This is a genomic window from Skermanella sp. (assembly GCF_059503625.1).
In genome coordinates, this window is record NZ_JCACHA010000096.1 from 25644 (window position 1) to 35476 (window position 9833).

General features: G+C 59.8%; 12 protein-coding genes. 8 read left to right on the plus strand and 4 right to left on the minus strand.

The window, feature by feature from the left end:
• Window positions 1-66 precede the first annotated feature (66 nt).
• Window positions 67-276, plus strand: coding sequence for a hypothetical protein (locus AC5JJ6_RS02685; RefSeq protein ID WP_496040565.1), 210 nt, complete (start codon window positions 67-69; stop codon window positions 274-276).
• Window positions 276-938 (plus strand): HNH endonuclease signature motif containing protein, encoded by a 663-nt coding sequence (locus AC5JJ6_RS02690; RefSeq protein ID WP_496040566.1) that lies wholly within the window; start codon window positions 276-278, stop codon window positions 936-938. Before AC5JJ6_RS02685 ends, AC5JJ6_RS02690 begins: the two co-directional genes overlap by 1 nt.
• Window positions 939-1409: 471 nt before the next feature.
• Here AC5JJ6_RS02690 and AC5JJ6_RS02695 read toward each other — a convergent pair whose 3' ends face one another.
• The gene (locus tag AC5JJ6_RS02695; RefSeq protein ID WP_496040567.1) at window positions 1410-2078 is read right to left on the minus strand and encodes a Crp/Fnr family transcriptional regulator; all 669 of its coding nucleotides are present in this window, start codon (window positions 2076-2078) and stop codon (window positions 1410-1412) included.
• Window positions 2079-3019: 941 nt separating this feature from the next.
• Between AC5JJ6_RS02695 and AC5JJ6_RS02700 the strand changes: the two genes are divergently transcribed.
• The 4 genes from AC5JJ6_RS02700 to AC5JJ6_RS02715 all read left to right on the plus strand — a co-directional run bounded on the left by AC5JJ6_RS02700 (window position 3020) and on the right by AC5JJ6_RS02715 (window position 6631).
• Window positions 3020-3448 (plus strand): NUDIX hydrolase, encoded by a 429-nt coding sequence (locus AC5JJ6_RS02700; RefSeq protein ID WP_496040568.1) that lies wholly within the window; start codon window positions 3020-3022, stop codon window positions 3446-3448.
• Window positions 3449-3943: 495 nt separating this feature from the next.
• Entirely contained in the window at window positions 3944-4570 is a 627-nt protein-coding gene (locus AC5JJ6_RS02705) for a ParB/Srx family N-terminal domain-containing protein (RefSeq protein WP_496040569.1), read from the plus strand.
• On the plus strand, window positions 4557-5822 hold the full coding sequence (locus AC5JJ6_RS02710) for a DNA cytosine methyltransferase (protein ID WP_496040570.1): 1266 nt from the start codon (window positions 4557-4559) through the stop codon (window positions 5820-5822). Before AC5JJ6_RS02705 ends, AC5JJ6_RS02710 begins: the two co-directional genes overlap by 14 nt.
• Entirely contained in the window at window positions 5819-6631 is an 813-nt protein-coding gene (locus tag AC5JJ6_RS02715; protein WP_496040571.1) for an asparagine synthase-related protein, read from the plus strand. Before AC5JJ6_RS02710 ends, AC5JJ6_RS02715 begins: the two co-directional genes overlap by 4 nt.
• Before the next feature lie 46 nt (window positions 6632-6677).
• Here AC5JJ6_RS02715 and AC5JJ6_RS02720 read toward each other — a convergent pair whose 3' ends face one another.
• Window positions 6678-6884 (minus strand): hypothetical protein, encoded by a 207-nt coding sequence (locus AC5JJ6_RS02720; RefSeq protein ID WP_496040572.1) that lies wholly within the window; start codon window positions 6882-6884, stop codon window positions 6678-6680.
• A 61-nt stretch (window positions 6885-6945) separates the two neighbouring features.
• Window positions 6946-7788, minus strand: a complete 843-nt coding sequence (locus AC5JJ6_RS02725) for a hypothetical protein (RefSeq protein WP_496040573.1) — start codon at window positions 7786-7788, stop codon at window positions 6946-6948.
• 194 nt (window positions 7789-7982) lie between these two features.
• On the opposite strand from AC5JJ6_RS02725, the gene AC5JJ6_RS02730 reads away from it, so the two are divergent.
• Window positions 7983-8699 carry a methyltransferase domain-containing protein gene (locus AC5JJ6_RS02730; RefSeq protein WP_496040574.1) on the plus strand — a complete coding sequence of 239 codons (717 nt, stop codon included), beginning with the start codon at window positions 7983-7985 and terminating at the stop codon, window positions 8697-8699.
• 90 nt (window positions 8700-8789) lie between these two features.
• Window positions 8790-9137 carry a hypothetical protein gene (locus AC5JJ6_RS02735; RefSeq protein WP_496040575.1) on the plus strand — a complete coding sequence of 116 codons (348 nt, stop codon included), beginning with the start codon at window positions 8790-8792 and terminating at the stop codon, window positions 9135-9137.
• A 72-nt stretch (window positions 9138-9209) separates the two neighbouring features.
• Here the strand turns inward: AC5JJ6_RS02735 and AC5JJ6_RS02740 are convergent.
• Window positions 9210-9833 (minus strand): hypothetical protein (locus AC5JJ6_RS02740; protein WP_496040576.1); only part of this gene is annotated, 624 nt, incomplete at its 5' end.

The window sequence follows — 9833 nt, forward strand, 5'->3', positions numbered from 1 at the left end:
CAGACCATCAACCCAACCAGGGCGGTCCCTCACCGGGCCGCCCTTTTGCATGGGAGAAGCCCACCGATGTCAGTTCTGACACCCGACCAAGCCAACGAGATCCTGAGTCGCATGACGCCGCCGCCGCCGTGCTGCGATCTCTGCCAGATCGAATTCACCGATACCGAGCCAGCGCACAGGACGTTGATGGGGCCGTTTCCATCCTGGATGTGCGTGAGCTGCCTGACTCGCCATGAAGCGATGATCGAGCGGCGCATGACGCCGAAGGGGCGATAATGGCAGGCGTAATCGGAAACTGCGTCGTGTGCGGCCGATCCTTCATCAGCCCTCGCGGCCGCCGCTGCTGCTCGAACCAGTGCGAGTTCTGGAGCCTTGTTGATCGCTCGGGCGGTCCTGATGCCTGCTGGCCCTGGACGGGACATGTCAGCCCTGTTACCGGCTATGGTGACGTCCCTGAGCGCTACAACGACGGCAAGCGGGTGAATGCCCACCGTCTGGCGTGGCGTCTCGCCAACTGCGCCGATCCCGGCTCGCTCTGTGTCCTTCACCGCTGCGACGTCAGGCGCTGCTGCAATCCCGCCCACCTCTTTCTGGGAACCAAGCGGGCGAACCTGTGGGATGCTTGCATGAAGGGACGCGCCATGGCGATAGGGTTCGGTGAAGGTCATCCGAATGCCAAGCTCAATAATGAAGCGGTGTTCCGGTTGCGGTCGATCGCTGACTTCAGCGCTGATGATATCGGCGCCATGGCGCAGCTCTACGACGTAGGAGTGAGGGCGGTGCGCGACGCTCGCTTCGGCAGGACCTGGAAGCACCTGCCGTCACCGGCACCTCCGGGAGCTAAGTATGATAGCCGATCTGCATCCCGGCATCTCAACCGCCGGCAGCACCAGACTTTGTGTCAAGCCGGAAGAAACCGACCCAAAACGCTGGAATAAGCTCGCGCGGGACGGGAGGACGTTGGAATCACAGGGGAATCGCCCCTGAAACCGACCGCTGAACTAACCTTATGGAAGGGCTGCTATTTTAGGACGTAGTTATAAGAAATATGCAACCGTACAGGACAGCCCTGCCGCTGCGCCAAGGCGGCATCCTGATACGCCTGACCAAGTCGCCGGAACGTGTGGACGAGATATAAGGATCTCCCCGGCGGAAGTTGCCGCGCCTGATCTGCTAGAAGGATCAGTCCGTCCAGATGGTCGACTAGGGAGATGCAATCCTGTGCCATCGTCTGCCACTTAGGAAAGATGACCACCCATAGCTTAAAAGCATGGGTGGCCATGAGGACTGCTCAGGCGAATTACTAAGAGCAGGGAGGCTTGAAAGCTGAACACAGAACGATGCCCCTGCTTGTGCGCTACCGTACTAGAGGGAGCGATCCCGGCCCTACCTCCACCAATGCGTAGCCGCTATCCAAGCAACTGTTCAAACTGGCGTTGAACGTTGCCGTAGCACTCACACGCGGCGTCTTCCAGGCCGGGGCGGTCAAGAATGGTTATGCTGCCGTTCCTGTAACGGATCAGGCCAGCCTGCTTCAGAACGTTGGCGGTGACGCTCACGCCGGCTCGGCGGACCCCGAGCATCATTGACATGAACTCGTGGGTCATCGGGAACTGGTCCTCACCAGCGCGATCATGCGCCATCAGCAGCCAGCGGGTCAGACGCTCTTCAAGGGTATGGTGCTTGTTACACACGGCGGTTTGCGAAACCTGGATATGGAGCGCCTGCATGTAGCGCAGCAGCCGGTTCCGCAAAGTCTCGCTCTCGTTGAACGCCTGCCGCAGCGCTGTCGGGCCGATCCGCAGGGCCGTGCCTTGCATCTGGACCATCGCGCCTAAGGAGGAGATGTCAACGCCAAGGATGAGCGGCACTCCGATCATGCCCTCGGAGCCGATCAGCCCGACCTCCAGAGCATCACCGCCTTCCAGGTAGTTCAGGTATGAGACCATGCCGGTCTCGATGAAGTAGGCAGCGCCGATCGGCTCGTCAGCTTCAAGGAGGAATTGCTTGAGAGACAGGGTGACGGGCGTCAGCGATCCAGCCAGCCGCCCGAAGTCGGCGGGAGGAAGAGCGGCCAAAAGCCGGTTGCGGACGGCGGATTGCTTGACCTGAGACACGTGTGCCTCCCCCGTTCAATTCAGCGGGAGTACACATCTCTCTCAGTCGCCCACAGCCAGGATCGTGGCAGGCAATAGTTTATAATTGGGATGTCGTAGCGGGAAAACAAGGTGCAATTAAGTTAAAATAAATTATCCAATTTCTACATTTTTCCGGTAACTGGTAGCAGGGAAGGCTTCATAACAACTACGATAATACTATAATTTGGCGATATTGATACGCCATTACGTAGTCGCAGTACTTTGTCAAAGTCTGCTGACTCAATTCCGATAACCTTTCCAAGCGTTTGTTCCGGGCTTCTGAATTGGCAAGCGTTTCGGAAGACTGAGGAACAGCACCTTGAGAATTGTAAATCATGTGTTCTCCTTCTTTGAGCCAGGTCAGCAGCCCAGTTCATCACTCAGCTTCTCAAGCTGAGCCGCTGGATCGTTTTATCGAATGCGTTTCCGGTCTCGTCTCTGACGGCAGACCTGTCCAAGCTATGGCGCCACGCTGCACCGTCCACGGCCTGTCGTTTCGCTCTCGCCGCCTCAGCCTGCCTGATGAGAGTAATGGAGTGTTGCAGGCGGAGGCGATCATCCGGTCGGGCCAGTTCCACCAGTCTCTCCAGACGCCCACGCAGAGATTCCAAGTTACCGTCCATCAGGGATTCTTCCTAAACGATGGTCGGCATCCAAACGCGGTTATGCCCAGAGCGTCTGTACGCCAACGAACATCATAATTCGGAAGTCGGACATGTTACGGAAGACGCGGCACCTACCATGGAGGCCGTGTAAGGGACAATATGGAAAGGGCGCTACTGAGGGCTGCGCTCTATTATGATCTGCAACCTACCTATGATCCATCATCCTTGCCGGTTATAGAACTTGCTGTCGGGAGCACGCCTGGCTGTTATCGGGACATGAGCAAACGACAAGAGCCCCGAGTTCAATTTGCCGCCTTACCCTTCCGGCTGGTCGAGGAGCGCCTTGAGGTGCTTCTGATCACGTCGCGCGAGACGCGGCGCTGGATCATTCCCAAGGGATGGGCCGAGAAGGGCACCAAGCCTCATACCATGGCGGCCCAGGAAGCCTTCGAGGAAGCCGGAGTCCGGGGCAAGGTCGGAAAGCTCCCCTATGGCTCCTACCGCTACGAGAAGCGCCTGACGGAAAAACGATCCGTCGAGTGCCAGGTCACCGTTTTTCTTCTGGAGGTCGAGCAGGAGATGGAGGACTGGCCGGAGAAGGGCGAGCGCGAACGGCGCTGGCTCTCCCCGTCCCAGGCCGCGCTGGCCATCAGCGAAGGCGGCTTGGTTGCGATGCTGCTGCGCCTCGGGCTTCCCGCCACCTGAAGACCGACAAGCGCTGACTAGGATCGCCGAACAGTTTTTATGGAAAAAACTGTGCCAACTTGGGCGAAGCCGTAGAAGGGGATGTTACAGAAAGCGAGTGCGGTAAAGTAGGTTTCCAATCTGCTGCCATTGGACTAGACTTTGCCGGTATCCTCATGCCTTTTTGCCGAGACCGCCAACGAGCGGTCGACCAGCGCATCAGTATCCGAGGTCAAGCGCTCCCGCAGATCGACCGGACCCACGCGCAGGCCCCTCTTCGGGCCGAGCATGGGGAGGATCGAGCGAGGACAGCGCTTGACCCCCACAAGCCTATAACCTGTCGGTGTCTTCCGGCTGTTCTTCTATAGAACAACCGGAAGATGCCACCCGGCGAGGGACCTTCTCTTCACGTATTTGCTTACTTAGCTACTTACGTAGATGTGGATATACGCAACAACGTAGCTGCGGTTCAGTAATCGCGCAGTAATCCCTCTCTCTGACAATCGGAATTCCACCATGACAACAACGACCGCCGAAAGCGGGCGCCCCACAGGCATGCCCGCACCGTGGGCTGCCGACAAGGTCGAGCGCCGCCCGCTCGCGGACCTTCTGCCCTACGCCCGCAACAGCAGGACGCATGACGACGCCCAGGTTGCCGCCATCGCCGCGTCGATCCGCGAATGGGGCTGGACCATGCCGGTTCTGGTCGATGAAACCGGCATGATCATCGCCGGCCATGGTCGAGTTCTCGCCGCCCATAAGCTCGGCCTCGAGGAAATCCCGGTGATGGTCGCGACCGGCTGGAGCGAGGCGCAGAAGCGGGCCTACGTCATCGCGGACAACAAGCTGACGCTTCGCGGCGGCTGGAACGACGAGCTGCTGCGCGTCGAGCTGGCGGACCTGAAGACGGATGGCTTCGACCTCACCCTGACCGGCTTCGAACCGGGAGAGATCGACACCCTGTTCGCGCCATTGGAAGACATACAGCCGCTGGCGGATCTGGCACCGCCCGACGACTTCGACAGCTACGACGAGACCATCGAGACGCAGCACGAATGTCCGCAGTGCGGATATTTGTTCTCCGGTGGGAAGGTGGTTCCGCTCGTTCAGGCCGACGACGATGCCGACCATGCCGACGAGTAAGCCAGCCTATCGCGTTCCCACGATGGCCGAGATTGCGGCTATCCCCTGGAACGGTTTCACCGTGGCAAGCACCTTCTCAGGCGGCGGCGGCTCGTCCCTCGGATACCGAATGGCAGGCTTCCGGGTGGTCTATGCCAACGAATTCGTAGAGGCAGCGCGTGCGACCTACGCAGCCAACATGTCGCCTTACACCTTCCTCGACGGCCGCGACATCCGCACGATCACCGCCGCCGATGTCCTGGCCGCGATCAACATGCAGCCCGGCGAACTCGACCTGCTCGACGGCTCGCCGCCCTGCGCGTCCTTCTCGACGGCGGGGAAGCGTGAGGCCGGATGGGGCAAGGTGAAATCCTACTCCGACACGAGCCAGCGGACCGACGATCTGTTCTTCGAATACTCACGCATCCTCGAAGGCGTCCAGCCGAAGACCTTCGTTGCGGAGAACGTCTCCGGCTTGGTCAAGGGAACCGCCAAGGGCTACTTCCTCGAAATCCTGCACGCGCTCAAGTCGGCAGGCTATCGCGTGAACGCCAAGCTGCTCAACTCCCAATGGCTCGGCGTCCCGCAAGGGCGCCAGCGCCTGATATTCGTCGGCGTGCGCAATAACCTCGACCTTGCGCCGGTCCACCCGAAGCCGTTTCCCTACTACTACACCCTGCGCGACGCCCTGGCTGGCTGCTCGACCGAGGGCTTCCGCGAGGGCCTGTCACCGCGCATGACCGAATGGTGGCGACACACCAAACCGGGCCGCACGCTCGATGAAGGTCACGCCATCGTGGAGCCTGGGGCAACCAGCGGCATGACGAAGACGCGCCTCGCCTGGGACCGCGTACCGCCTACCGTCCTGGCGCGTGGCGGCGGAACCTGCGACTACTACCACCCCGACCGGCCGGAGAGTTTTACCATAGCGGAGGTCCGCCGGATCTGCTCATTCCCTGACGACTTCCAGCTCCTGGGAAATTTCAAGCAACAATGGGAACGTATGGGCCGCGCCGTCCCGCCCGTCATGATGTCGCACATAGCGGCGGCGGTCCGCGACGGTGTGCTGCGCAAGGTCTCGACCGGCATCAAGTCGAGCGATGCCCTCCAGGTCTCGACCGGCCTCGAAAACTTTGATGCACGTGTGCCAGCGCCGGATCAGGTCTCGACCGGTCCCGCGGATTTCGAGGCATGTGCGCTTCAACCGGAAAAGGTCTCGACCGGCCTCGACGTTTCGAGTGTCGATCAGGTCCAGGCGGGATACGAGCCATGAAGGTGAAGCCCGACGTCCGCTCGATCCTCCTGGGCGAGCTGGGCCGCATCGAGGGCGAGAGTGTCGGTCTTCTCCTGTCCGGCGGTATCGACAGCGCCTCGATCCTCTTCGCCCTCCAGGAGCTGGGCAAGCGCGTGACGGCCTATAGCTTCATGCTCGACAACCATATGAGCACAGACTTCGCGCTCGCCCGTCGCAACGCCAAGGCGTTCGGCGTTCGCTTCGTTCCCGTCTTCCTGCCGCGCGATCTCCCGGCCTTGAAGCGCGATCTCTACGAGCTGGCGAGAACGAAGCGCGTTGAGAAAAAGACGGACTTCGAATGCGGCTGGCCCATGCTCCATGTCTATGCAGCCGTAGAGGAAGACGTCGTCGCGTCCGGCATGGGCGCCGACGGTCATTTCTGCATCAGCAAGAAAGGCATGATCCACTACCGCGACCGGATCGATGAGTTTCGCCTGGGCCTGTACCGATCTCCTGGATACGCTCAACGTCCGCTCCACGAATGGCTGGCCGCCAAGCATGGCAAGACGATTGCCCTGCCATACCTGAGCGACGCCATGCGAGCCGCCTTCCTGGGAACGACCTGGAACCAAGTCAACCGGCCACGCCAGAAGCAGCCGATCCTCGACGCCTTCCCGCGTGACTTCGCCCGCATGAAGGTCTTGCCGCACGTCAACTTGCAACTCGGTGATAGCCGGATCGCGGAGCATATGCAGAAGATCCTCCTTCGAAGCGATTGGAACCAGAGGAGCGCGAAGTCCGTCGTCTCGATCTACAACGATCTCGTCAGGGGCAAGCTGACGCCATGATCGCGCAACGCGAAAGGGCGAGACCGAAGCCTCGCCCGTCTGGCGTTCAAAAGAGCGGGTGCCCGAACTCAAGGTGGGCCAGTCCTTTCCCCGCTCGTTCTCGTCGTCGGTTCGCCTCGCTCAGTTCCGCCTTGGCGACTTCGACGCCGTCGCGCTTCGCCATGAACTCGGCCGCCCATATGAGCGTGATCGTCGGCGCGTTGAAAACGGTGACGCCGTACACGTCCTGTAGGATTTGGTCGATCGTTGCCATAACTCGCCGCACTCCTGTGAGAGAAGGAAGGAGCGGGGCCGAAGCCCCGCGTCATGGTCGATCAGGCTGCCTTTGCGACCGCCTTGTAGGTCCAATCGCCGCCTTCCAGCTTCGTCTTGCTCAGTTCCATGCTGTTCTTCTCGCAGGCGCGACCGAGAGCAACCGCGCAACCCTTCCAACCGCAAACCTTGAGCAGTTCGGACTTCAGCGCGCCCCCTTCCTGCCGGATCATGTCGAACATGATCTCGACCTTCGACGGTGCCTTCGGCTCCTTCTCGGCCTTGGGTGCCTTGGGGGCCTTCGGCTCTTTCGCTGCCTTCGGAGCCTTGCCAACGACCGGCTTCGGCTGCTTCTGGACGACTTCGCGGTAGACCTTGGCGCCAAGTGCGGTGAAACCGATGGTTTCGGGAGTGTCGCCCGACTTCGGCGCGTGATGGACGAGGCCCTTCTTCACCAAGCTGGCGACGACACCGCCCGCGCTTTTCTTGCTGCTCAGGACGTCGGTAGCGGACCAGGACCAAACCATTTTTTCATCTTCCGGATCGCTGCCGTCCTGGAAGTCGCTTTCGGCCAGTCCGTCGAGCACCAGGTGCTCAAGATCGGTAATGGCCGGCAGCTCGTTGGAGGTCTCGACCGGATCGCTCGCGTCCAATGCCTTGCGGGCCTGCTCAACGACCGGGATGTTCTCTACGGCGACGACAGCGGCTTCGACGGCTTCTTCGGTGACAGTGTCCATGGTCTCGGTCTCCTGGGTGGCGTTGAGCAATTCGGTGATGCGCTTGATGGCGATTGCGCGAGTGGCGAACTTCTTGACCGGCTTGGCAGCGCGCTCGTTGTAGAAGGCGACAAGCTGGGCGGTGGAAAGATCTTCGATCTGCGCGGTCTGTTCGATGATGGCGATCATTTGATTTGCTCCGGTTGTTCGTTTCGTTGGCGTCTTGTTCGTCTCTCTTGATTAAGAGAATAGTCTGCACGCTGTAGGCAGTACAGATAAATACCTGAACAACCTCCAGATGTAGGACCGAGAAATCGGCTAAGGCAAATCCACACAATTTCGTGTCACCTAAACGCACACGCCTCGCGCGTGAAGGAGCAGCCATGCCTGACCAGTCCTTCGAGATCCCCAGGAACTGGACGTTTGAACGCGCTGACGTCGCCGCAGGCTTCGACCGGCATGTCCGGGAGCAACTGCCATGGTACGAGATGGCGACGAACGCGATCAGCCATATCGCCCGCCACTACATTCCCGAACGCGGTCTCGTCTACGACATCGGCGCCAGCACCGGAAACGTCGGCAACGCGCTCGACCTGACGCTTAGAGATCGCCACGCCGAGTTCATCGCGTTGGAGTCGTCAGCGCATATGGCCGAGCAGTACCGCGGCCCCGGCCAGATCCTCAACGTCGATGCGTCGAAGTTCATCTACGAGCCGTTCGACCTCGCCGTCGCCTTCCTCGTCCTGATGTTCATGCCGCCGGAGGATCGAGTCAGGCTCATTGCCGAGTTGCGGCGCAAGGTAAAGCCCGGGGGCGCTATCGTCGTCTTCGACAAGACCGAAGCCGTCAGCGGCTATCCTGCCACCGTCTTCGCCCGCCTGACGCTCGCCGGTAAGGTCGCCGCCGGTGTCGAGCCGAACGAGATTGTCGCCAAGGAACTGAGCCTCGGCGGCGTCCAGCGCCCCATAAACCCACAGATCCTAGGCCATGACGCTATCGAGTGGTTTAGGTTTGGCGAATTCGCCGGGTGGTTGATCCAAGGCCCGAGCGAAGGAATGCAGCAACAATGTTTTCAAGCGCTCGACACGGAAAAGAGGTAGTTTTCAATGCCAAGAAATACTAAATCGCTGGCTGGCCGTCCTCCAATCGAGGTCGATCCCGTCCAGCTCGAAAAGCTGGCAGCCCGTTGGATGACGAAGGATGCGGCCGCCGACTTCCTTGGATTGAACCGTAACACTCTTGCGCAGAAACTAAAGGATATTCCAGAGCTTCAGGCAGCATGGTCACGCGGCCGCGCCATGCTCCAGGCGAATACGATGGACTGGCTGATCACGTCCGCGCAGAAGGGCGACGTCAAGGCGCAGATGTTTCTCGCAGAGCGAGTCTGCGGCCTATCGCCTAAAGCGTTGGAGCAGGATGCGGCGTCGGCGGCCGAGGACAACGCCTTGCATATTCGCGCCGCTCTTAAGCGAATGGTCACCATCGAGAACGGCGAAGTCGTTATCGACCAGCCGCCAGCCAGTATCGACCAGCCGTAGGCCACACCCGCCAGCACCGAGCCGCATCAGCCAGAAACCCAAGAGGCTGAGGGTGTGGACTGCGAAGGCGTTTTAAACGAAGAAGTAGTCCACGTCCTGTTTCAGCCCGACCGCATCTACGGTCCATGTATCAGATCCTGCTCCGGACCATGAGTCCACCGTGAACGAAGTCTTTCCGTTCGACTCACTTATTTTGACGTCCTGATATCCGCCTCCGCTTATATCCCCGAGATGGATGATATCTCCACCAGATACACCAGCACCGTTGAAACCGGTTATGGTTGTCTTTCCGTGCGTGTAGACGCTCCATGACTCAAAGTAGAATGTATCGCTATCGTTGGGTTCAGAGAACACAACGTCATTTCCTCCGCCGACACGGAATTGGTCGTTCCCGGCACCGCCCGTGAATATGTCCGACTCATACACGCTCTGGAAGCGGTCATTACCGCTTGTTCCAACAGCGGTAATGCCAGGGCCATACTTGTCGTACTTGCCATGATTGGTTATCGACGCACCTCCAGAACCGTTGACCGTGATTTTCTCGATGCCATTGAATGTTCCGGCATCGCTCATCAGCTTTCCGGTTTGGACGGACGCTGGATCCATAAAACGGATGTGCCCAATGTCGTTTTCGTCCACCCATATAGCTGTAAGGGTGGGTTTGGACGTGGTGCCGTCCGAACCCACCCTTACAGC

What these genes read in the sequence shown, in the direction of transcription:
- AC5JJ6_RS02685 (WP_496040565.1), top strand. Translation starts at nt 67, where the DNA reads ATGTCAGTTCTGACACCCGACCAAGCCAACGAGATCCTGAGTCGCATG.
- AC5JJ6_RS02690 (WP_496040566.1), top strand. Translation starts at nt 276, where the DNA reads ATGGCAGGCGTAATCGGAAACTGCGTCGTGTGCGGCCGATCCTTCATC.
- AC5JJ6_RS02700 (WP_496040568.1), top strand. Translation starts at nt 3,020, where the DNA reads ATGAGCAAACGACAAGAGCCCCGAGTTCAATTTGCCGCCTTACCCTTC.
- AC5JJ6_RS02705 (WP_496040569.1), top strand. Translation starts at nt 3,944, where the DNA reads ATGACAACAACGACCGCCGAAAGCGGGCGCCCCACAGGCATGCCCGCA.
- AC5JJ6_RS02710 (WP_496040570.1), top strand. Translation starts at nt 4,557, where the DNA reads ATGCCGACGAGTAAGCCAGCCTATCGCGTTCCCACGATGGCCGAGATT.
- AC5JJ6_RS02715 (WP_496040571.1), top strand. Translation starts at nt 5,819, where the DNA reads ATGAAGGTGAAGCCCGACGTCCGCTCGATCCTCCTGGGCGAGCTGGGC.
- AC5JJ6_RS02720 (WP_496040572.1), bottom strand. Translation starts at nt 6,884, where the DNA reads ATGGCAACGATCGACCAAATCCTACAGGACGTGTACGGCGTCACCGTT.
- AC5JJ6_RS02725 (WP_496040573.1), bottom strand. Translation starts at nt 7,788, where the DNA reads ATGATCGCCATCATCGAACAGACCGCGCAGATCGAAGATCTTTCCACC.
- AC5JJ6_RS02730 (WP_496040574.1), top strand. Translation starts at nt 7,983, where the DNA reads ATGCCTGACCAGTCCTTCGAGATCCCCAGGAACTGGACGTTTGAACGC.
- AC5JJ6_RS02735 (WP_496040575.1), top strand. Translation starts at nt 8,790, where the DNA reads ATGACGAAGGATGCGGCCGCCGACTTCCTTGGATTGAACCGTAACACT.